Below are 22,780 nucleotides of genomic sequence, written 5' to 3'. Positions count from 1 at the left end.
TAAAATCTGAGATCCAGCTTTATTTATACAAACATTTTTTCCAAACTCTCTTTATAATGTGGTATATCCAGATTATAAGTATTCTTAATCTTTTTCTTATCTAACAATGAAAATTCTGGACGTTTTGCAGGAGTTGGATAAGATACTGACGGTATTCCTCCTACATTACAATTATATCCGCCAAGTTCTTTTATCGCCAAAGCAAATTCATACCAACTTATTTCGCCTTCGTTTGAATAATTGTAAATTCCAGCAATCCACTCCGGAAATTCTAAAATATCAATCATTGTCTGAGCAAGATCGGCAGCATATGTAGGTGAACCTATTTGATCGTTAACCACATTTATAGCTTCTCTTTCCTGCATCAAACGTTGCATAGTCTTAACAAAATTATTTCCAAATTTACTATATACCCAAGAAGTTCTTATGATAATTGATTTTGGATTTACTTTCAAACAAGCAATTTCGCCATCTCTTTTACTAGCTCCATAAACATTTATAGGATTCGTTTCTTCCTCTTCATTTAATGCAATTGAAGAGGATCCATCAAAAACGTAATCAGTCGAAATATGTATTAATTTTGCATTATTCTCGAAAGTATATTTTGCGATTAATTCAACGGCTAAATGGTTTATTTTAAAAGCAATTTCTTTTTCTGTCTCAGCTTTATCGACCGCCGTATAAGCACCACAATTAAATATTATATTCGGTTTAATTTCTTCTAATTGAATTTGAAGAGCTTCTAAATCATTTAAAGTGATTTTAGTTCTATCAGCAAATATCCATTCATATTGAGGATAATTCAATGATAAAACAGCTAATTCAGATCCTAATTGTCCATTTGCGCCAGTTACAAGAATTTTTTCCATTAGAATAAACTATTACATTTGTCTATAAAAGGAAGTATTTGATCTTTTTCAGAAACAATAGCATCTTTCAAATCCATTCCCCAATCAATATTTAAAGATGGATCGTCAAATTTAATTCCACCTTCAGATGCTTTATTATAAAACTGATCACATTTATACATTACAGAAGCCGTTTCGCTAATAACTGAAAAACCATGAGCAAACCCTTGTGGAACTAATAATTGTTTTTTATTTTCTGCTGATAATAAAACACTAAACGATTTTCCATAAGTAGGAGAATCTTTTCTTAAATCTACAGCAACATCAATAATTTCACCTTCTAAAACCCTAACCAATTTAGTTTGTGCAAAAGGAGGATTTTGGTAATGTAAGCCACGTAAAGTTCCTTTTTTTGAGAAAGACTGATTATCCTGTACAAAATCGATAGTAATTCCCAAATCTTCAAATTTAGTTTTACTATATGATTCAAAAAAATAGCCTCTTTCATCGCCAAAAACAGTTGGCTCTACAACTACTAAATCTTTTATAAACGTTTCTTCGATTTTCATATTAAAATATAATTCTTCTTTATTTTTTATTTAATCAAAAAAGGCTTCTATTACCTCTTTAATTCTATTTTTATCTTCAATTGTTAGATTTGAACCTGATGGCAAACATAATCCTTTTTCAAATAAATTTTCAGCAATTTTATTTCCATAATAAGGATATTTTTCAAAAATTGGCTGCATGTGCATCGGTTTCCATAACGGACGCGTTTCAATATTTTGATTTTCAAAAGCTATTCTTAAACTTTCTGTGTTTATACCTTTTTCTTTATCAGGTTCTATTAAAATAGTATTTAGCCAGTAATTTGAATAATAATCATCACTAATAACTTCAAAAAGCTTTACATCTTCTATTTCTTGAAACACCTTTTTGTAAAAAGAATGATTTTCTCTTCTTGTAATTACATTTTTATTTAAAATTTCAAATTGACCTAGCCCTATTCCTGCACAAATATTACTCATTCTATAATTGTATCCAATTTCACTATGCTGATAATGAGCGGCATAATCTTTAGACTGATTCGCATAAAAAATCGCTTTTTCTTTGATAGCAAAAGAATTCGAAATCAATGCGCCTCCACTAGAAGTAGTGATTATCTTATTTCCATTGAATGAAAGAATTCCAAATGCGCCAAAAGTACCACATTTTTTCTCTTTATAAGAACTTCCAAGAGCTTCGGCACTATCTTCAATAATTGGAATTTCATATCTATCTGCAACCGCATGTATTTCATCAATCTTATAAGGACTACCGTACAAATGGACTGTAATTATTGCTTTAGGTTTTTTGCCTTTTTTAATTCTGTCTTTGATCGCAATTTCAAGATTTTCCGGACAGATATTCCATGTTTCCAATTCACTATCAACAAAAACAGGGATTCCGCCTTGATATAAAATTGGGTTAGCTGAAGCTGAAAAAGTCATACTTTGACAAATAACTTCATCTCCAGTATTAACCCCTAATAAAATTAAAGCCAGATGAATCGCTGATGTTCCTGAATTTAAAGCGGTGATAAAAGATTCATCTTTAAGATAGTCCTCTAATTCCTTTTCAAATTGATCAACATTTGGCCCACCAGAAGTTATCCAATTTGTTTCTAAAGCTTTCTCAACATAAGCCTGTTCAAAACCACTTTGTTGAGAAAGAGATAAATAAATCCTTTTTTTATCCATTAATTTTCCAATAATCTGCCGCAAATCGAACGTCGTCATCACTAACGTTTGATAATGGCAAAGTAGAAAACGAAATTAGTTTTGAATCTGTTTCTAAAGATTCTATAGCATTCGCATAACCTGAAGGTATATGAACTATTTTACTATCGTTATCAGAAACAATTATAGTTTCAATAGTTAAGTCTTTCGAAGGATTTTCCCAATCATCTATTTTAACAAAATGAATTTTAAAAGATCCACTTAAACAATAAAAATTTTTAGTATCTAATTTATGCCCTTGCCAAGCACGTATAGGATTTTCATCGGAATTACTAATAACATAAAACCTTTCAATAGCTGCAAAACTAAAGTCATTTACATATGAAATAGTTCCACGATGGTCTGAAAAGCTCCCTCCTTGAATTATTTTTGGATTCATACGAAGATAATATTTGTTTTTTATTTGAATATGTAATCGTCATTCTTTATTGTTTTCTGATTTTTTTAAATCATGTCGATTTCATGTATTTAATTTTAAATTACTTTTGTTAATCAAATAAAACTTCAAAGTATAAATTAAAAGTAATGGCACAATAATCATTATAAATAATAATGTATCTTGAACTTTTTGGTATAGAAATATAACTAAAATAGAAACCACTATCTGAGCAATTGCATAATATAAAGCAACCAATCTGTGCTGAATTTTGTATTCGTTACTTAAAATTTGATAAAAGTGCAAACGATGTGCTTGAAAAATATTTTGCTTTAAATACAGTCGATGTATAATGGTAAATATTGCATCAACGCCATAAACTGCCATAAACAAAAGCCAAATTACAGAACTTGTCACTAGAATAAGTTTCAAAATCAAATAAATTACCCAAAAAGCGATAGCAATACTACCAATATCTCCTGCAAAGCATTTTGCTCTTTTTCTATAATTAAAAAATAAGAAAACTAAACTAGCAATCATCGCATATTTTATAAAAGTTGCATCGATAAATAATTGAATCCTTGTGTTTACATATAACAACGAACCCATTACGACCAAAGTATACAAACCAGTTATACCATTTATCCCATCCATGAAGTTATAAGCATTAATTAATCCTATGGATAGAATATATGTAATAACGACTCCATATAATGGCATCAAATTAAAAACGTTTAGGTTATAAAAAATTAATGTAATTGCTAGAAAATGAACCGAGATTCTTATTTTATTTGATAAACTTTGAATATCATCCCAAAAACTAACTAAGCTAACTAAAGTAATTCCCGTAAAAAAAAAATAGTTATCTTGAATATGTTGAATAAAATACAATAAGGCAGAGAACCAAAAAATAATCCCACCACCTCTTAAAGTAATTTCAGTATGTGAACTTCTTTCATTGGGCTTGTCTATAATATTAAATTGATTAGCTACTTTAAAATAAAGTAACATTATAATCATCAAGATGATTCCTAATATTGTGTATTGCATTATTTATTTATAAAGCTTTTTATTGTTTTTTCTAATATATAATTAATCTAAGCTTTCATTTTCAAGATAGTCCAAAACTGATTGAGGTTTCCAATTCAATAATGTTCTAGCCTTAGAATCGTCAAATGTTAAATCTAAAGTTATTTTTTTTATTTTTTGCGTATTGACGGGAGTTTTATTCCCTAAAAAATCCCCAATTTTCCCAATCAATTTAGCAATGGGAAGCGGTAAATTGAATTGTTCTTTTTGATTTTTAGAAATTGCCAAACTTAATGTATTAAAACTAGGATGAACCCCATCTGTAAGATTATAGATCCCTCCCAGAGGTGCAACTATTGAGATGAAAGAGGCAACATCTTTAGCTAAAACCATACTTTTTCTAGCAGCACCACCTCCGATATTAAAATAGTACCCTTTATTGATTGCTTTAACCATCGAACCTAAATTTCCAGGAGGCTTTTTACCAACTAATAAAGGTAATCTCAGAATAGTACAAATTACTTTATTATCATTACACCATTTTTGTACTAACTCTTCTGCTTCAATTTTGCTTGAACCATAAGGATCTTTAGCCAAAAGCGGATAATCTTCATTAATATTATTCCCTGAGGATAATCCATAAACACTAACCGAGCTAATAAAAACAAATCGATTCGGTAAACCTGAATTCTCCAAACCTTTTAATAAATTTACTGTTCCAATTACATTAACATTATAGAATTCTTGTTTATCAATTTCAGTTTTTGGAACACTATGTGCTTTCCCTGCACAGTGAATTATTAAGTCAAAAAAATGATTAAAACAAGGAATTTCTTTTTCTAATGCATACTGGAAATTGCCATTCTTTCTATTCAATTCTAAAACCTCATCGTTTACGAAATTATTTTTAAGAATTTTTCCCAAGAAGCCACTTGAACCGGTCAATAATATTTTCATTTATTATTTAATACAGACTTAAAAATTAATTTTGTTTTATCATACATTACTTGATCAGTAAATTTTTTTAAAAATATTTCTCTTGAATTTATTCCATATGTTTGCAATAAAGATTTATTATCTCTTAATTCAATTATAGCATTTCGTAAATATTCTTTGTCATCATTTCTTACAATATAACCATTTACATTTTCTTCAACACATTCTGCAGCTCCTCCAACATCGGATACAATAATTGGCATTCCAATACACATCGCTTCGATTGTGGAAATTGGAAAGCCTTCCCAATTTGAAATTAAAGCAAAAACATCAAAGTCTTTTATTAATTTTTTCACATCTAGACGTAATCCTAAAAAATTAATTTGACATAAAGTATTCAAATTATTGGAATATAATTTTATATCTTCTAAAAGCGGACCATCACCTATAAAACTTATTTCTATTCCTGAAATATCTTTACAAACATCAATTAATAATTTTTGATTTTTCTGATTATCGAATCTTGCAACCATTACAATCGAAAGTGTAGAATCTTGTTTTTTTTCTTCATTAGACTTAACAAAAAAATCTTCAACACCATTGTGAACAACAACTAATTTAGATACTTTAAATTTGATTTTTTTTGCAATATTTGAATCATAAAAAGAAACCAGAATATATTTATCAACCATAAACGAAAGACTTCTCTCGATAACAGCAGATACTGCTCGTTTATAGAAGGGTATTCCATTACTAAAAGACCATCCATGAACTGTTAAAACAACAGGTAAACCAACTCTTTTTGCTATAATCCTTCCTAAAACTCCTGCTTTAGTAGAATGCAGAGAAATTAACTCAGGCTGAAAATTAGTAATAATCTCCTTAATCTCTCTATATGCCTTTAAATCATTTTTTGCTGAAAATTTATTCAAAAAAGACAAAACATTCAAATAAGATATATTATTAAATTTTAATAATTCTGCAAAAGGACCAATTTCTCCACCAAAAACTACCTTAACTTCGTGACCATCTTCTATTAATTTTTTACTTATAGAAGCTACGTGTGTTTGAGCTCCACCAATTGTATCTCCCCTTGTAATAACAACTAATACCCTCATAAAATTCTAATTATTTTTTTTTAATAAGTCATTTAAATTGACAATCAAAAAACACTTTATAATATCAAAATCTAAAAATTATTTTCTTAATAATCTTGTTAAAAAAGTAATTTAGATTTAATTAATCTAATATTAAATTTAAAAATTGAAAAAAAACTACAAGCAAGAAAGGTTACAATATTTATCATTGAATTTTTATATAAAAAAATAAAATTAGATAACTCTCCTTTTTCCATTTCCCATAGATTAGATGATAATCCAGACTCTCCATAATCTCTTTTATTTGACTGATTATTTACTAAAACCCGATTAACATAAAGACATTTATGGTTGTACGCAATTAGTAACCATAATCTGTAGTCCTCAGCAAATTTTTGACTAATATCAAAATTATAATTATCAAGAACTTTAGCTCTTAACAATACAGACGGTGTAGAAAAATAATTACTAAACAATAATTTATTAAAAGAAATATATTGACATTCTAAGTTATGTTTAATTCTTTTTTTTCCAAAAGCAGTTGAACATAAATATAAAGACTTGTCATTTTCCATATATTTCATCTGAACTTCCAACTTATCTTTACTCCATTCATCATCCGAATCTAAAAAAGCAATATACTCTCCTTCCGAAAACGTAAGTCCCAAATTTCTAGCTGATGACGGTCCTTGGTTAGATTGTTGAACTAATTTGATTTTATCTGATATATTGTGGGGTAATGTTTTTAAAAAATCATTTATAACAACAAAAGTATTATCTTCAGATCCATCATCTATAATTATAATATTCCAATTTTGATAAGTTTGATAAATAACTGATTTAATAGCAATTAATGCCGTATTTGCAGAATTATAGGTTGGTATTATTACTGAAATCATAAATTAAGTAGTTCAGACAGTTTCGCACAATAAATTTCCCATGTACAATATTTCACTATTCTTTCTCTTGCTTTTAATCCCATATTGGTAAGAACGGATCTATCATGTAAAAAATTTACTAGTAAATTTTTTAATTCAAATTCATCATCTTGTTTTATCAACCAGCCGCCATTATTATTATCAATTGCGTCAGATATACCCCCTGTATTAGTTCCTATTACGGGTAACCCACACGATTGTGCCTCTAAAAAAACCAAGCCAAACCCCTCTACGCTTGTATTTTTAGAATTTTCTCTTGAACACAAAATAAATAAATCATTATTACTATAAAATGCTGGCAAATCTTCGTCTTTTACAAAACCATGAAATTTCACTTCATTTTCAAGCCCTAATTCTTTTATAAGTCTAATTAAATCAACCAAATACGGACCTGTACCGGCAATATTCCATTCCATTTTATTTCTAAATTCTTTAGGCAATTTTGCTATTACATTTGCTATAAAATCATGTCCTTTAAAGTGTTCTATTCTAGAGACCGTACACAATCTCAATTTATCAACTTTTAAAGAAACTTTATCTAAAGGCATAAAAAAATAATGATTAACTGCCAAAGGAAGTGCCACAGCATTTCCTGAATCTGATATTTGTCGGATTAATTTTTCAGTATAATTACTATTAGCAATAATTAATTTTAATTTATTTAATGTTAATTTACCATAATATGGTAACCATATAAACTTTCTAAAAGAAGAATCCCCACTTAAAAACTCTGTACCATGCCCTAATGCAAATACATTTTTAAAACCAGAAATGAAAGATAGAAAAGATTCAGGATGCCAATTGCCACAAAGTATATCGTATTGATTTTTATCTTTTAATTTCGATAAATATGATATTGCCGCAAGTTCGCATACTATTCTTTTAGTTGGCAGTTCCACAACCTGAACAGCATTTAAATTGTATGGTATATTCGGACCTGTTTTTTTCCTTGTTAAAACTGTAACCGATGTGTAATATAATCTCATACCAACGGCTATTTCTTGACAGAGTCTAGCTATACCTCCATTTGAAGGAGGAAAATCATATGAAAATATGATTAACTTTCTATTTGTGAGCATAAAACAATTTATTGTTTTTTATAGATATTAAATTATATGAGACAAATCTATTATTTTAATATTCTCTAAAATAATCTGTATTGATAAATACTCCTTTGTATGGAATAAATAATTCTGGATATTCTGAAATAGACTGAAAAAAGATTAAATATGAATAGACAAAGAAAATTAATAGAAGATATGCTCTATCTCTTTTTGACTTGAATAAAAGTAATTGACTTGAAAGTAAAAAACATTCCATTACATTAAAATAAAAGCTTCCTCTTCCGGCCAAAGCAATGAAAGAACTTGAAAATAAAAAATAAATAACTAACCCTAAAAAGAAACCGTTAAATAATAATTTATAGGGTAGAAATTTTATTGACAGAATTTTATAATTTACAAAAAACAATATAAAAAACAAAATTCGTCTTATCAATCCCACAAGACTTAAACTTGTTTCTGAAACTACATTCTCACTGTATATATCTACTTTACTTGCAGATGCCCCCCCTAATAAGCTTGCAATATTTGAAAATAACATCCCTGGCAAACTAGATTTCCCAATTATTATGGCTCCCAATAGAACGAGAATTATAAAAACTTTTGAGAAATGTCTATTTAAAAAATAATATACTATGAAGAGAAGTGCTGAGGTATGAAAAAGAAAAGCTATTAAAACACATAAAAAAAACTTAAATGCTTTTTTTTCTAAAACAAATTTTAAAGAAAATAAGCATATAGCTAAAGCTATTAATTGTCGATTGGAGCCTAAAATTCCCATTGTTGAGACGTAGAATACTAATAACGACACAAAGGGAAATGGGCTTAATTGTTTATTAGCTCTGAAAATCAGAAAATAATATAATATAGCATGAATGACTAAAAAAACAGTGTAATTATCAGTCAATGAACGAATAAAAAAAGTAAATAAACCATACCCAATTTCAAAACCTAATAAAATATTTACTATAATAGTATCTATTGAGGTTGAATTAGTAAAGTTTTTTAAATATTGATTCCAATCAGTACCCGTTTCCCAACGAAAACCAACCAACAAAACTAAAAAACTATATAAAATAATATATAAAACGTTTTTTTGAGAAGCTTCTATGCTTGTACGTATTTCGAGATAAGAAAAAAGGAAAAATAAAATGAATATAAATATATAAATAGCCAAAACGAATTATTAAAGAGATTGTTATAGGTTTTAGAGAAACAATTTATTTAAGCTGTAAATATTTTTTATAAAACATATCATTTGTATATCTTGATTATTGTAAATACTAAACAAAATCATTTACTAAAAATTGAGATCGTGTATAATAATTATTCTCTAAGTCAATTAATTTTCTAAATTTAGCTGCACTCAGTAATGCTTCATCATAATTCTCAAGTATAAATTTAGCAGCTTCTACTAATTCAGTTAAATTTCTATAATAAAATACATGCTCCTTATCAATAAATTTATCTTTAAATTCAGGTACAAATGTTGACAGTTGAGGCACTGAAGAAAGAGCAATTTCAAAAAATCTTAAATTTGAAGATGGATAATTCATATGATCTATTGCATTTAATGCAATCTTACTTTTTGTAGTATGTTCCAAAAACGTATTTAAATCAACCATCTTATTGACAATCTCAAGATTATTCTCATTGCAGAATTTTAGTTTTTTCCAACCAAGTCCCACTATTAAAAATCTACTATTTTCAAAACTTTTCATTAATTCATTAATGGCTTCGAATCGTTCTGGTCTATACGCCCCAACAAATGAAAAATCAAAAGAGGTTTGGCGTTTTTCGTCTGGATTATAACTTTCAGACAATAAAATATCACCTGCAAAAGGTAGCCATTTAGAAATTATACCATTACTGGCAAAAATTTCAACATTTTTCTCAGAATGAGTATAAATATTGTGATAGTACTTTAAATTAGAAAAGACAGAATTTGACATGTTAACAATCGAATCAGGCCAATAAAAAGAAACATTATTACAAAAAATTTTAAAATACTCTATTGCTCCAGGAAAAATCCTAACGTTGGTAAAAACAATAATAGCATGAGGTCTTTCTGCAAATATTTTTTTTGAAACAAAATGATTTCCTCTTGTTATTGATGGTATTATATCAATATATAAGCCCAATCTTTTTAAAAATTTTATTGGTATATATGAATTACAAAGGTTGTTAAAATCAAGTATTTCAACTTCAAAATCAAATTTTTCTAATGCCGATTTATAGCTCCTTTCCATTCCAAATTGACTATTGGACCCTATAATAAATATTTTCTTCATAATTAAAAATTATAGTACATTATCAACATCAATACGATGAGGTATTTTAAGCTCTCCAAGATTTCTGATATTGATTTTATACATCTATACTAACAAAAATTGCATGTTATTTTAAATATTTTTTGATAAAATCTTGTTTTAGTAGTAACTGAGCAAGTTCTTCAACGTTTAGAATTTTTGTATTACTGGAATCAAATGGTAATGAAGATGAATTTTCTATAGCGCTATTATTTGAATAATTTAAATCTCTCAAATCTGGTTTTACTCTAAAATAGTTATCATGACTTGATGATCTTGTTGACTCTTCTGAAGATAATAAAGTTTCATGAAGTTTCTCACTATGCCTGAAACCTATTTTTTTTATTTTAGCTTTTTTATTAAACAGTAATTCCAGTGCGCCAATCAAACATTCAATAGTGGCACTAGGAGCTTTTTGAACAAATAACTCCCCCTGAGTACCATTTTCTAAAGCGTAAAGAACTAAATTAACTGATTCTTGTAAAGACATCATGAATCTTGTCATATTCATATCAGTTACAGTTAATTCCTCGTCATTTAAAAGCAATTTGATAAATAGTGGAATAACTGATCCTCTTGACCCCATAACATTACCATATCGAGTAACATTGTATATTGTTTTAACTGTGCTTTTATGATTCAAACCATATGTAAAAGTAAGTTTTTCCATCATTGCCTTTGACATACCCATTGCATTTATGGGTTGTACTGCTTTATCTGTACTTAACATTACAACCTTTTTCACATCTACTAATCTGGCGACCTCTAATACATTATTAGATCCTATAATGTTTGTTTTTACTGCTTCAAAAGGAAAAAACTCACATGATGGTACATACTTTAAAGCAGCAGCATGAAAGACATAATCTGAATTTTCAAATGAACCAAAAAGTGAATCCCGATCTTTAATATCCCCAATAAAAAACTCTACTTTATCACTCGGGAACTTTTTTCTTAAAATATCTTGTTTTGTTTCATCTCTTGAAACTATCTTTATTTTTTTAATATCACTATTACTTAAAAAATCCAGCAAGGTAGCCCCAAACGAACCTGTTCCACCTGTAATCGTAATTGTTTTATCTTTTAAAAAATCTGTATTCATAATTTATTTAAATAAAAGTTATATGTGACGAATAAATTATATAAAAATTTATCTTTATTATTAATATCTACTCCGTTAAATCCTATATTTTTTATGGTTTGGAATAAATCGTTAACTGATATTTCTACAGTTTCTGGAAAAAGTTCAATTAATTCGAAACCATTATTTTTCTTATTTCTTATTCTACTATTAACACAATGAATTAAATCATCAATAAACAGTAATTTAAGCATTTTACTACCATTAATAATATTACTATCTATTTTATTAACAATATTATTACAGAAAGTTGCTACTACTGAAACATAATTAGGTTTGACCCCTGGGCCAAAAATGCTTGGTATTCTTAAACACAAGAAGTTATTTTTTTCTTTAAAATCTAATTCAGTCAATAGGAATTCGTTATATCTTTTACTGAACCCATATATACTATCTACAGAATAATGAATTGAAGAAAAATAAATGTACATTTTATCCTCAAACTTATTTATCAGAGAAAAAATTCGTTGTGAATGATAAATATTATAAAAGAAAAAATCATTTTCAGAATCAGATCTTGAAACACCCGAGGCATTTATGATCACATCTGCCTTTTCAATCTTATTAATTAAAATTGCATTATCATCACTGATTTTAGCAACATCTACTTTATTATCAGTAGAAAAAAACAAAGCTAAATTTTCCCCAATAAAACCAGTTGCTCCAAATATTAGAATTTTCATAATATATTAATATGACATATCATTATATGTTTTTTTAATTCCTCTAAATATTTTTTTCCCCACCGTAAATCAGGCTCCATATAATTCCCTTCGGCCCACTCATTCCAGGATTTTAAAAAAATTATATTTTTTTCATCATCTTTACTTTTCGTGATTTCAAGAGCTTCTTTAATGTGTTTACCAAATAAATCCGGTGTTGAATTATGGTAAACTAAGCCTTTAATTCCACTTCTCGGGGTGTGATCCCAACCTGGGATTATAGTAGGAAAGACATTCTCTTTTGCATCTTCTTCACCTATAAAAGAATTATACACAGATTTATAATTAAATACATTGGAAGTGTTTAGAATTTTTCTCCTCAAATAAAAATAAAGCTTAGTTAGAAAGGATTTCTTTTTTTTACCAAAAGCGAACATTCTATTTAAATGTACAGCATCAAAACCTAAATCTATTACAGATTGATAACTAACAGGCTCATCGTGATTAGCAACAAAATATATACCTTCAAGTCCATTCTCTTTTGCCAATTTTTTCCATAATTCCATAAACAATTTTGCATTAGGTAATTTAAATGGCTGATAAATATAAAATAATGGTTTACCTTCTACTGTTATATATCTTTTATCTTTAAGAGCAGGTAGAACTTCATTAAAATGAGCTACATAGTCATCCTCACCTGGGTACAATTGTTCAATTAAAACATTTCTATTTGTTAAACCATGCGCAAACCCTTTCCATGTTTCATTAGCCCAAGCTAAACAAAACGGAAAATCAGGCTCCCCAGACGCTAAAACTTCATTAAAAGGCCTCTCTATTAATCTTTTTCCATTACCAAACCAATAATGCCAATAACAAAAACCTTCTATTCCGTATTCTTTTGCCATATCTGCCTGTGCCTTGCGGGCTTCAGAAACACGCAAATCATAATATCCTAAATCGGCAGGTACTCTTGGTTGATAGTGTTCTTTAAAAAGTTTTTTTGCTTTTCCTACGTTTGTCCACTCTGTAAATCCTTTACCCCACCACTTATCATTTTCAGGTATTGGATGAAATTGTGGCAAATAAAATGCTAATACTCTTGCTTTTGTACTTATTTTTGTTTTCAATATTACTTTATTAATTATAAACTATATCCTTCTATTTTAAATATAATTTTCCTTATTATAAAAACACACAACAATGCATAAAAATATGGTTCATACCAATATTTTCTAAAAATAATTCCAAACACATTTTTAGTTTCAAAACTATATTCAGATTTTCTTATTATTAAGACTTCTGTTAACCACGGAAAAATAAAATATCTACATAAAAAATACTTTTCTATTTCATAACTGATTAAGGATAATTTTTCGCCTTTCACTATTACAAGATAATTATTAACAAACGTTTTTATTAAATGATATCCTCCTTTTTTATTGGGAAATAAAACATCAAATAAATCATCAAAATATATAATTGTATCTCTTTTATTTTTTACTATTTGATAACTCCAATCCACTTGAGTGAATTGTAAATCGGCATATTTCTCTTTATTTTCAATATTTTTAAAATCTTCCCTCCAAGCTCCAAAATTAGCAATCCACGTACTAAAATAACTAACCTCTTTAAAATAAGATTCTATACCATTAAATTCTTTGTAGCAGTTAATATTAAGAAATTGTATGTTTGCATAAAAAAAAACATTTTTCTTATCTTCCAAGTGTTTTTTTAGAATTCCCAGCATCTTTCCCAAAGCCTTAGGTTTAAAAGAGAGTGTATCATTAAACAATCTAATATAGTGACCGGTTGCATAACCTAAAGCTATAGTAAAATTTATATCTTTTACATTTTCTTCATTCCTATAATATTGCACTAAAGGATATTTAGCTACAACTTCGGCTGTATTATCTGTGGAACAATTATCTGAAACTAATACTTCAATTAAATCCCCATTAAAATCAGGATTCGAAAATAATTTATTTAATGTATCATCTAAAACTTCGGCTCTATTGTAAGTTGGAATACAAATAGATAATAATTTATTCTTCATTATGCCATTCTTGTTTCTTATTTTTAAATATAAAATATGTCCAGACAAAACCAATAATAGTCAAGATCATGTAACCTAATGTCATACCAAATACACCAAAATTATTTCCTAATAAAATAGTAGAAACACAACAAAGTATTCCCATAGCAACACTTTGCAACAACATTGGTTCTTTTTTATGACACCGGAGATAAGTTGCCCATGAAGCTATTATATGATTTAAAAATACAGGGATAATCATAAACATCATTGAAGTAAATGGTAAAAAACGATCTCCTAGATTTTTATTTCCAATTTTTATATCAAAATAACGCAAAAAGTATATTAATATAAAAAAGGAGCTAAGTACCACAGCATTAAGAACAGCTGATTGTATTAAAGTTTTATTGAACAAACTATCCAACTCTTTATATTGTTTCTTTGCAATTAGCCCTGAAAAAACAGGAACTTTTGTTGTAACCCAACTTAATGTAAACATTAGAATAGCATTTAATATAGCTAATGTCATACCCATTTGCCCCGCAACAATTGGGCCTTCAGTTGCAAAAAGAACGGGATTAAATAGTTGAAAAATAAAATAACCACTAATCCAACTTAAAGCTATCTTCCATTGAAAGGGAAAAATTTCTAATTTATAATTTACTTTATAAACATCAATTTTATTCCATATAAAAATCAATAGCTTTTTTTTATTTCCTAACAATATCCATAAAGGCACAATCCCGAACGATAATATTGCTGCTAGAGGACTTGAAAATAACTTGAACCCAAGTAAAAAGAAAATCAATACAAATGATAACTGAACAATCTGTTGAATTAATCTAATTTTAGCCACTTCTTTAACTCTTCCTAATCCCTCTAAAAAAGCTAAAATAGGAGACAGCATTAAAGACAATGATGTTGTAATAGAAAGAATCAACCAAGGAATTTGCCATTCAACTATAATATCATTTTCACCATATTTATTAAAAAAACAGTATCCAGCAATTAGCAATCCAAAAAATAATAGAAAAGCAATTACGCCAAACCATCGTATAGTAAATCTTAGTAAAGATGACAATCTTGAACTTGATTCTTTTGATCCAGAAAAACTAACTTTGTTATTCCAAGTTAGATTCGCTGTCTCATGTGCAACAAATTGTGTAATAATATTTGACAACCCTAATTCAAAAAAAATCTGTATAGCCAAAATACTACCAAAAGTATAATAGTATCCTTGTTCCACCTTAGATAAACATTTTGCAACAAACAATAGTGTTATTACTCCGCCTCCCGCTTGAATAATTCTTGATAAAACGGTGTATGCTATTGCTCCATCGATTCCAATTTTGTGGGAGCTCTTTTTTATGAATTTAAGCATTATGAATTTAAGTATTCACGGATTACTTTAGCAATGTAATCATAATGAGATTCATTTAATCCTGGCCAAACACCTAACCAAAAAGATTGGTTCATTATAGTATCCGTATTTTTCAAATCTCCAACAACTCGATGCTCTATATTAGCATATGCAGGCTGTCTCAATAGATTTCCACCAAATAATAAGCGCGTACCTATTTTATTTTTTTCTAAATGTTGTACTAACATATGACGGTCATTTGCATCTCCTTCTCTAAGTGTCAATAAAAAACCAAACCAAGATGGCTCTGAATTTGGGGTAGGTTCTGGAAGGATAAAAACTTCTTCAAACTCTTTCATACGCTCATATAATGCAGCATAATTTTCTTTACGACGTTGTACAAATTGGTCAATTTTTTTGATCTGAGACACTCCAAAAGCTGCTTGCATGTCAGTCACTTTCAAATTAAAACCAATATGAGAGTAAGTGTATTTATGATCATACCCATAAGGTAATGTTCCTAACTGTTGACCAAAACGGCAACCGCAAGTATCATCTTTTCCCGGTTCACAATAACAATCACGTCCCCAATCTCGGAAACTTTCTGCTAATTTTGATAAAATTGGATTATTTATTAAAACTGCTCCACCTTCTCCCATAGTAATATGATGTGCCGGATAAAATGAGAAAGTAGAAATATCCCCAAAAGTACCTGTTTTCTTCCCATTGTAAGTAGCTCCTAAAGAATCGCAATCATCTTCTACTACCCATAGATTATATTTTTTAGCTACACGCATTACTTCGTCCAAGTCAAAAGGATTTCCTAGTGAATGAGCAATCATAATTGCTTTTGTTTTGGGACTTACAGCAGCTTCAATCATATCTGCTTTAACATTGTGTGTAGCGACATCAACATCTATAAAAACCGGAATCGCACCAAATTGTATAATTGGATTTATTGTGGTAGGGAAACCCGCAGCTACAGTAATAACTTCATCACCTGGTTTTATAGCTCTAGCCCCTAATTTTGGCGATGTTAAAGCATAAAATGCAACCAAATTTGCAGAAGAACCTGAATTTACTAAAAGAGATCTATGTGCTCCAAAATATGCAGCGAAGTCTGCTTCGAATTTATTAGCAAAACGTCCTGCTGTTAACCAGCCATCAAGAGCAGCATCTACTCCCATTAAAATATCTTCTTCATCCAACACCTTTCCTGTAACAGGTATGTAATTCTCTCCAGCAATAATAACTTGTGTAGATTTCTTTTTTGCTATTTCTCTTAAACTATTTAATAAAGAGTCTTCTTTTATATTTTGTAACATATCACTGACTGATTAAATCTTACTTATTTAATTTTATTATTTAACTTTTTTATTTAATTGATTCCACAAAATGGTTCTATTAATGGCTTCATCAATTGTAAATATTTCTCTAACATTTAAATCTTTAGTGATTTTATCAGTATCTGGAACCAGTTTAGAAATGCTTAAATAATTCTCTTTTGAGGATTTGGATAAAATTTCCATTTTAACAGTTGACTGACCTTGTATTTTGAATGCTAATTCATTTAAAGATATTGGTTTATTACTTCCTAAATTATAAATCTCACCAACTTTACCAACAATTAATGATCTCAAGATAGAATATGCCATATCACTTGCATATAAATAACTCCTTTCTGTTAAGCCATTACCTAAAATTCTAATTGGCCCACCCAAAATTGCATCCCTAATAAAGCTATTAATTGCCCAAGGCTTTTCTATATCTTGATATGGTCCTATAAAAGCAAACGGTCTTAAAATGACTATAGGTAATCTTAAATTATTTTTATAATAGGAACACAAAGTTTCCGCTATTCTCTTGGATTCTGCATAACAATTAGCAACATTAAGTGCTTCAAAAGACCCAAAATAATTTTCGCTAATTAGTTCCTCAGTTTCGTTTCTACCGTAAACTTGGTGTGAACTTAAATGTATTATTTTTTTTAGATTCTGAATTCTTGACGCTACGTCTAATAAGGATTGAGTTCCTTTATAGAATGTTTCAATTGTTTTTAACGGATCAGAAACATGCTCTCTATTATCTGGAGAACCTGCTGCATGTATAATATAATTTATATCACTAGGTAAATCATGTACATACCTAATATCTTGCTCTATAAAGTTTATAAAGTTTTTTTCTGCTAAATGAGGAACTTCTTCTTTAAATTTGGTAATATCTCTACCTAACAAATATAATTTAATATTTACATCGCTAACAGAATTTATAAAAGATATCATTTCAGCTAGCCATTTACCAATAAAGCCTGTCCCACCAGTTATAAGGATTGATTGATTATCTAAAATTGAAAAACTTTCAATTTCTACACATGAAGCTCTACAATCCTCAAATACAATTTTATTTTTAGCTAAACTCATTATTTTCGATTTCTAATTAAATCCATCACTACTTCAATAATCATATCTTCCTGACCGCCAACAATTTTCCTTTTACCTAACTCACGATAGACATCTCTTGGATCTACTTCATATTCATTTGAAATTCTTGTTACATGTTTTGCAAAACCTGAAAAAACCCCAGATAAACCACTAACAATGCTATCTGATTTAATAGTTGGAACAATGCTCATGATTTCTTTCTCTGCGATATCAGAGGCGTCTAGAATTTTATAGAGATCTATGCCTGTTACATAGCCCATTTTTTCTAAAACAGCAACTAAAACTTCTAATTGAGCATTACCTGCTCCAGCTCCAAATCCTCTCGCGGTTCCATCGAGAATTTTTGCACCTGATTCAATAGCCATAATAGAATTTGCAATAGCCATTCCAAGATTATTATGAGCATGGAAGCCTACTGGAACTTTTAATCCATTAACTAAAGCTGAAATTTTTTCTTGAACATCTGAAGGTAAATAAGCACCTGCAGAATCCATAATTATGATTCCCTCTGCTCCGTATAACTCCATTTTCTGAGCTTCTTCAACCAAAACAGAAGCTGAAGCCATATGACTCATCATTAAAACTCCATATGCTTCCTTACCTCTTTCTCTTACATAACCTAAATGACGTTGTGTAATATCTGCTTCAGTACAATGAGAGGCTACCCTAATAACATCAACTCCAATATCTATAGCATTAACCAAATCACGTTTTATGGTAGCAAATCCTGGGATAACATGTATTCCTAATTTACTTTTATTAAGATGTTTCCTAGCAGTCTCTAAAATAGTTTTATCATCTTCTTTACTCAACCCTACTTGCAATGAAGATGCCCCCAGTCCATTACCATGCCCAACCTCTACGATAGGAACTCCAGCCTTATCAGCAGCTTCAGCATAAATTGCAATTTGTTCAGCATTAAGTTGATGTGCGCAAGCATGATTTCCATCTCGTAATGTAGGATCGCTAATTAATATTTGCTTAATCATGAAAATTTATTTGATATTATTAAAATTTTTAGAATATTGTTCAGCAACGGCAATTGCCGCACAATTGATAATATCTAAATTACCCGCATATTTAGGCAAATAATCTCCCAATCCTTGCGCTTTAACCATAATTACTATTCTTCCATTTTCAAAAACGGGAGGAACTAATAAGCTATATCCAGGTACATAATTCTGTATTTTTTTAATCATTATGTCAATCTCTTTTTCCAAATAACCCATATCTGGATTCTCTACCTGAGCAAATATAGTTGTTTGCATATCGATACATGGATCAGCTGGATTTAAATTTAAAATTGCTTTTGTTCTTGGAACATTAGAAAAATGTTTTATACCGTTTTCAGTAGTGTCTACATATTCATCTAAATTTAATCTAGTTGCCGGCCCTGCACTTCTTGAAGCAATACTAGAAACTACTTCAATATATTCTACATTCTTCTGAGTCTTGCCTATTACATATGCAATAGGAATTGATGCCTGACCCCCGCAAGTAATCATATTTATATTTCTATGTTCTATAACTTCTTCTAAATTTACAGCCGGAATGCAAAATATTCCCAGTTTAGCTGGAGTCATATCTACAACAATTTTACCTAATTTATCTAAGATATCCCAATGATTTTTTGCATCTTTTGCTGATGTAGCATCGAAAACTAAATCAACTAAATCTGAATTTTTTACTATTGCATTTATACTTTCATCTGAAACCTTTACTCCCATAGCAATAGCCTTCGCCATTCCTGGTGATGACAAATTTCTTCCAATAAATAAAACACACTCTAAAAATTCAGAACGCTGTATTTTTATTAATAAGTCAGTACCTATATTTCCACTCCCTAATATTGCTACTCTTAACTTTTTCATTTTTTCTATTTTTTAAACTTCAATATTAGATGATTTAGGATGCAAACCATTTAACATGTTTTTTTTCAATTCTTCTCTAGAAATAAATGGAGATAAATCTTCTAAAGGAGGAGATATTAAACTACCATCACTTTGAATGGCTAAACCTAATTTTGGAACAAATAATTGATAAGGATGCATAAATACTTCACAAATTACAGGACCTGAAACTTCCTGTACTTGAGGAATAATAACATCAAAATCTTCCCATGTTCTAATTTGAAATGAAGGTATTCCAAAAGCTGTTGCGAGTGCACTAAAGTTAGGGCAACTTACTCCTGAATTACTATCTACTCCAGCTCTTCTTCCATTAAACAGAGCATTTTGTGTATGTTTTATCATTAAATAACCATCATTATTAAAAATAAATAGTTTTATGGGTAATTTATAATGAACAATAGTTTGTAATTCCTGCAAATTCATCATCATTCCACCATCACAATTTAAACACAAAACCTCCCCTTTTCCTCTAGCAACCGATGCTCCAATTGCTGCTGGCAAACCATAACCCATTTCTCCTAATCCAGTCGAAGTCATTAATCTTTGATCTTTTCCTATTCTTAGTACTTGATGCCCACTTAAAAGTGCTGTACCCATATCTGTTGTAATGTGCTGATCCCATTTTAGATAAGGATTTAATCTTTCCATAAATTGATAGGAATTAATAAATCCATCTTTATCCGGATGATCTTCTGAATTGAACCAAGGATAATCTTCTCTATATTTATCACATCTTTGAATCCAATTTGAAAAATCTAACGATTGATTTAATTCCTTTTCAAGTAATTTACTAATAAAAACACCCGCATCTGCATTTACAGAATATTTGTATCGTTCTTTATATTTGTCTAATTCAAATTTATCAATATCTACAACAGCGATATCTGCTTCTCTTGCTAGCTCATTAATATCGTAGCCAATCTGCGAAATTGCCATTCTAGTTCCGATACAAATTAATAAATCACAATTTTGAAGAATAAAATTGGCACTTCTTTGTCCATAAGTACCAGCTCTTCCATATACTAATGGATGATTTGAATCTATTGAATCTATACCCGCCCAAGTTACTAAGGCTGGTATATTATATTTTTCTAACAATGGTTCTAATAATGATTCGGCATTTGCCAATCTAATACCATTACCAAACCAAAATAAAGGCCGTTTAGATTTTTTTATGGAGTCTGTAATCAAATCAATACTCTCTAACAAATTTAAATCCGCATCTAAATTTAATTGAGGGAGATCAGATAATTGAAAATGAATTATTTCATTCTCTTTAATATTTGTCGATTGTAAGTTCATAGGTATATCAATCCAACAAGGACCAGGACGACCATGCTTTGCAATTGAATATGCCTTCTCTAACTCATAAACCACTAAATTTGCTTCAGAAACTTTTGCAGCATATTTTGTTACCTTTTCAACCATTGCAGGAGAATCGTAACCTTGTACACCCCACATTCTAACATCTTTATGCAGTTCAACAAATTTTGAATGCTCATTGCCGGATATTATAATTCCTGGTATAGAATCTGCCCAAGCACTCACCACCCCTGTTATACCATTTGTAGACCCAGCACCTGTAGTCAGAATTGCTGCCGTGACTTTCCCGTTTGTCCTATAATAAGTTTGCATAGCCATACATGCTGCTTGCTCATGATGAACACAAATTATTTCAGTATATCCTTTTTGCTGAATTGAATCAAAAATATGAGCATTTCCTGCTCCGATAATTCCAAAAACATGTTTTATTTCATTCTCTATTAAGAAGTCTGCGATTAAATCACTTACCTTTATAATTTCATTCATTATTATCTTATTTAAAATATTCTATTAAAATGAATTGTTTTTTTTATACTAGTATTTATATCAGTGTATATTTTTAGATTTAAATCATTAAATGCTTTATCAACATTTGGCACATATCTTAAAAACTGTTTAGTTGATAAAGGATTCTTAATAATTACATTTATCTTTTTATTACCGCTTTCTTTCGAAATTAAATTTGCGAGTTGGGCAATACTAATAGAGTGGTTTGAACCAACATTATATGGACTATTATTTTGCCCTTTAAACAATATCGTCCATAACCATACTGCCAAATCAGCAGAATACATATATGATCGATAAGGAGTACCATCACCTTGTATTATTATATCCTCGTTATTTAATAGGTTCCTAATAAAATTACCCGCAGCAAAATGAGAATCTAACATTAAAAAAGGCCCCATAAAAGCATAACATCGTGCAATTTTAACTGGCAAATCATACATTTTATGATGAGCAGCACACAAAACTTCAGCAATTCTTTTTCCTTCGGCATACATAGATCCCGGATCTGAAGTAATAGGAGCTCCTAAATAATCTTCAGAAATATTTTCAATCTCTGAAGGTTGCTTCCCATATACAGCACCACTACTAGTCAACAAAAAGGATTTAACTTTTTTAAGTTTTGCAAAATCTAAAACTCTCTTAGTTCCATTTACTACTGTTTCAAACATTACTAATGGCTCTTCGCTATTTAACTTAACACTTGCCTCTGTTGCTGCATGAATTATATAATCGACATTTATATCTATAAATTCGAAATCATTAATATCACCTTCTAAAAAACTTATTTCAGGATATTCTAATATCCACTTGTGCTTACTCAGAAATTTATTTTTATTACGAGTTAAAATAATAATGTTCGAATTTAAATCTAATTTTCTATTTACAAATACAAAACTCATTAATAGCCATACCCCAAAAAAACCAGTACCTCCGGTAAGAAATATTGTCTTATTTTTAATATCGCTCCACACCTCTTTGGTGTTTTCTAATATTAAATTTAAATCATCATTAAAATAATCTAACATATAA

General features: G+C 29.2%; 22 protein-coding genes. All 22 read right to left on the bottom strand.

Translation table 11 applies throughout. The annotated features are described in order from the left end of the window. Positions 1–23 precede the first annotated feature (23 nt). Positions 24–869 carry a dTDP-4-dehydrorhamnose reductase gene (rfbD, locus tag OIU83_RS07240; RefSeq protein ID WP_264205578.1) on the bottom strand — a complete coding sequence of 282 codons (846 nt, stop codon included), beginning with the start codon at positions 867–869 and terminating at the stop codon, positions 24–26. Next, positions 869–1,417 (bottom strand): dTDP-4-dehydrorhamnose 3,5-epimerase, encoded by a 549-nt coding sequence (rfbC, locus tag OIU83_RS07235; protein ID WP_264205577.1) that lies wholly within the window; start codon positions 1,415–1,417, stop codon positions 869–871. Before rfbC ends, rfbD begins: the two co-directional genes overlap by 1 nt. 30 nt (positions 1,418–1,447) lie before the next feature. After that, positions 1,448–2,587: a DegT/DnrJ/EryC1/StrS family aminotransferase gene (locus OIU83_RS07230; RefSeq protein ID WP_264205576.1), complete on the bottom strand. Its 1,140-nt coding sequence runs from the start codon at positions 2,585–2,587 to the stop codon at positions 1,448–1,450. Continuing rightward, on the bottom strand, positions 2,580–3,005 hold the full coding sequence (locus OIU83_RS07225) for a WxcM-like domain-containing protein (protein WP_264205575.1): 426 nt from the start codon (positions 3,003–3,005) through the stop codon (positions 2,580–2,582). Before OIU83_RS07225 ends, OIU83_RS07230 begins: the two co-directional genes overlap by 8 nt. 81 nt (positions 3,006–3,086) lie before the next feature. Beyond that, positions 3,087–4,052 (bottom strand): MraY family glycosyltransferase, encoded by a 966-nt coding sequence (locus OIU83_RS07220; RefSeq protein WP_264205574.1) that lies wholly within the window; start codon positions 4,050–4,052, stop codon positions 3,087–3,089. A gap of 42 nt (positions 4,053–4,094) precedes the next feature. Further along, entirely contained in the window at positions 4,095–4,988 is an 894-nt protein-coding gene (locus OIU83_RS07215) for an NAD-dependent epimerase/dehydratase family protein (RefSeq protein ID WP_264205573.1), read from the bottom strand. Beyond that, positions 4,985–6,085 carry a glycosyltransferase family 4 protein gene (locus OIU83_RS07210; protein WP_264205572.1) on the bottom strand — a complete coding sequence of 367 codons (1,101 nt, stop codon included), beginning with the start codon at positions 6,083–6,085 and terminating at the stop codon, positions 4,985–4,987. Before OIU83_RS07210 ends, OIU83_RS07215 begins: the two co-directional genes overlap by 4 nt. 98 nt (positions 6,086–6,183) lie before the next feature. After that, entirely contained in the window at positions 6,184–6,963 is a 780-nt protein-coding gene (locus OIU83_RS07205; protein WP_264205571.1) for a glycosyltransferase family 2 protein, read from the bottom strand. After that, on the bottom strand, positions 6,960–8,081 hold the full coding sequence (locus OIU83_RS07200) for a glycosyltransferase family 4 protein (RefSeq protein ID WP_264205570.1): 1,122 nt from the start codon (positions 8,079–8,081) through the stop codon (positions 6,960–6,962). Before OIU83_RS07200 ends, OIU83_RS07205 begins: the two co-directional genes overlap by 4 nt. 55 nt (positions 8,082–8,136) lie before the next feature. After that, positions 8,137–9,240: an EpsG family protein gene (locus OIU83_RS07195; RefSeq protein WP_264205569.1), complete on the bottom strand. Its 1,104-nt coding sequence runs from the start codon at positions 9,238–9,240 to the stop codon at positions 8,137–8,139. Between the two features lie 106 nt (positions 9,241–9,346). Next, positions 9,347–10,354 carry a glycosyltransferase family protein gene (locus OIU83_RS07190; RefSeq protein ID WP_264205568.1) on the bottom strand — a complete coding sequence of 336 codons (1,008 nt, stop codon included), beginning with the start codon at positions 10,352–10,354 and terminating at the stop codon, positions 9,347–9,349. A gap of 106 nt (positions 10,355–10,460) precedes the next feature. Beyond that, positions 10,461–11,474, bottom strand: a complete 1,014-nt coding sequence (locus OIU83_RS07185; RefSeq protein ID WP_264205567.1) for a polysaccharide biosynthesis protein — start codon at positions 11,472–11,474, stop codon at positions 10,461–10,463. Then, a complete protein-coding gene (locus OIU83_RS07180) occupies positions 11,471–12,196 on the bottom strand; it encodes an NAD-dependent epimerase/dehydratase family protein (RefSeq protein WP_264205566.1) in 726 nt (241 codons plus the stop codon). Before OIU83_RS07180 ends, OIU83_RS07185 begins: the two co-directional genes overlap by 4 nt. Next, positions 12,193–13,302, bottom strand: a complete 1,110-nt coding sequence (locus tag OIU83_RS07175) for a glycoside hydrolase family 99-like domain-containing protein (protein WP_264205565.1) — start codon at positions 13,300–13,302, stop codon at positions 12,193–12,195. Before OIU83_RS07175 ends, OIU83_RS07180 begins: the two co-directional genes overlap by 4 nt. A 14-nt stretch (positions 13,303–13,316) precedes the next feature. Then, positions 13,317–14,228, bottom strand: a complete 912-nt coding sequence (locus OIU83_RS07170; protein ID WP_264205564.1) for a glycosyltransferase family 2 protein — start codon at positions 14,226–14,228, stop codon at positions 13,317–13,319. Next, the gene (locus OIU83_RS07165; protein WP_264205563.1) at positions 14,218–15,453 is read right to left on the bottom strand and encodes a polysaccharide biosynthesis protein; all 1,236 of its coding nucleotides are present in this window, start codon (positions 15,451–15,453) and stop codon (positions 14,218–14,220) included. The genes OIU83_RS07170 and OIU83_RS07165 overlap by 11 nt, the downstream gene beginning before the upstream one ends. Before the next feature lie 134 nt (positions 15,454–15,587). Further along, positions 15,588–16,892 (bottom strand): lipopolysaccharide biosynthesis protein RfbH, encoded by a 1,305-nt coding sequence (rfbH, locus tag OIU83_RS07160; RefSeq protein WP_264205562.1) that lies wholly within the window; start codon positions 16,890–16,892, stop codon positions 15,588–15,590. Between the two features lie 36 nt (positions 16,893–16,928). Beyond that, entirely contained in the window at positions 16,929–17,987 is a 1,059-nt protein-coding gene (locus OIU83_RS07155; protein ID WP_264205561.1) for an NAD-dependent epimerase/dehydratase family protein, read from the bottom strand. Further along, complete coding sequence (gene dmpG, locus OIU83_RS07150; RefSeq protein WP_264205560.1) at positions 17,987–18,997, bottom strand: 4-hydroxy-2-oxovalerate aldolase; 1,011 nt, start codon at positions 18,995–18,997, stop codon at positions 17,987–17,989. Before dmpG ends, OIU83_RS07155 begins: the two co-directional genes overlap by 1 nt. Before the next feature lie 6 nt (positions 18,998–19,003). Further along, the gene (locus tag OIU83_RS07145; RefSeq protein WP_264205559.1) at positions 19,004–19,879 is read right to left on the bottom strand and encodes an acetaldehyde dehydrogenase (acetylating); all 876 of its coding nucleotides are present in this window, start codon (positions 19,877–19,879) and stop codon (positions 19,004–19,006) included. Between the two features lie 12 nt (positions 19,880–19,891). Then, positions 19,892–21,727: a thiamine pyrophosphate-binding protein gene (locus OIU83_RS07140; RefSeq protein WP_264205558.1), complete on the bottom strand. Its 1,836-nt coding sequence runs from the start codon at positions 21,725–21,727 to the stop codon at positions 19,892–19,894. 11 nt (positions 21,728–21,738) lie between these two features. After that, positions 21,739–22,776, bottom strand: a complete 1,038-nt coding sequence (locus tag OIU83_RS07135) for an NAD-dependent epimerase/dehydratase family protein (RefSeq protein ID WP_264205557.1) — start codon at positions 22,774–22,776, stop codon at positions 21,739–21,741. Between the last annotated feature and the right edge of the window lie 4 nt (positions 22,777–22,780).

The sequence above is a fragment of the Flavobacterium shii genome, from assembly GCF_025847235.1.
GTDB classification, from domain to species: Bacteria; Bacteroidota; Bacteroidia; order Flavobacteriales; family Flavobacteriaceae; genus Flavobacterium; species Flavobacterium shii.
The sequence above is the reverse complement of the archived record's forward strand: the minus strand, read 5'-3'. Positions and strand labels throughout refer to the sequence as shown.

Coding starts and splice junctions, on each gene's coding strand:
- rfbD (WP_264205578.1), bottom strand. CDS start 869: ATGGAAAAAATTCTTGTAACTGGCGCAAATGGACAATTAGGATCTGAA.
- rfbC (WP_264205577.1), bottom strand. CDS start 1,417: ATGAAAATCGAAGAAACGTTTATAAAAGATTTAGTAGTTGTAGAGCCA.
- OIU83_RS07230 (WP_264205576.1), bottom strand. CDS start 2,587: ATGGATAAAAAAAGGATTTATTTATCTCTTTCTCAACAAAGTGGTTTT.
- OIU83_RS07225 (WP_264205575.1), bottom strand. CDS start 3,005: ATGAATCCAAAAATAATTCAAGGAGGGAGCTTTTCAGACCATCGTGGA.
- OIU83_RS07220 (WP_264205574.1), bottom strand. CDS start 4,052: ATGCAATACACAATATTAGGAATCATCTTGATGATTATAATGTTACTT.
- OIU83_RS07215 (WP_264205573.1), bottom strand. CDS start 4,988: ATGAAAATATTATTGACCGGTTCAAGTGGCTTCTTGGGAAAAATTCTT.
- OIU83_RS07210 (WP_264205572.1), bottom strand. CDS start 6,085: ATGAGGGTATTAGTTGTTATTACAAGGGGAGATACAATTGGTGGAGCT.
- OIU83_RS07205 (WP_264205571.1), bottom strand. CDS start 6,963: ATGATTTCAGTAATAATACCAACCTATAATTCTGCAAATACGGCATTA.
- OIU83_RS07200 (WP_264205570.1), bottom strand. CDS start 8,081: ATGCTCACAAATAGAAAGTTAATCATATTTTCATATGATTTTCCTCCT.
- OIU83_RS07190 (WP_264205568.1), bottom strand. CDS start 10,354: ATGAAGAAAATATTTATTATAGGGTCCAATAGTCAATTTGGAATGGAA.
- OIU83_RS07185 (WP_264205567.1), bottom strand. CDS start 11,474: ATGAATACAGATTTTTTAAAAGATAAAACAATTACGATTACAGGTGGA.
- OIU83_RS07180 (WP_264205566.1), bottom strand. CDS start 12,196: ATGAAAATTCTAATATTTGGAGCAACTGGTTTTATTGGGGAAAATTTA.
- OIU83_RS07170 (WP_264205564.1), bottom strand. CDS start 14,228: ATGAAGAATAAATTATTATCTATTTGTATTCCAACTTACAATAGAGCC.
- rfbH (WP_264205562.1), bottom strand. CDS start 16,892: ATGTTACAAAATATAAAAGAAGACTCTTTATTAAATAGTTTAAGAGAA.
- OIU83_RS07155 (WP_264205561.1), bottom strand. CDS start 17,987: ATGAGTTTAGCTAAAAATAAAATTGTATTTGAGGATTGTAGAGCTTCA.
- dmpG (WP_264205560.1), bottom strand. CDS start 18,997: ATGATTAAGCAAATATTAATTAGCGATCCTACATTACGAGATGGAAAT.
- OIU83_RS07145 (WP_264205559.1), bottom strand. CDS start 19,879: ATGAAAAAGTTAAGAGTAGCAATATTAGGGAGTGGAAATATAGGTACT.
- OIU83_RS07140 (WP_264205558.1), bottom strand. CDS start 21,727: ATGAATGAAATTATAAAGGTAAGTGATTTAATCGCAGACTTCTTAATA.
- OIU83_RS07135 (WP_264205557.1), bottom strand. CDS start 22,776: ATGTTAGATTATTTTAATGATGATTTAAATTTAATATTAGAAAACACC.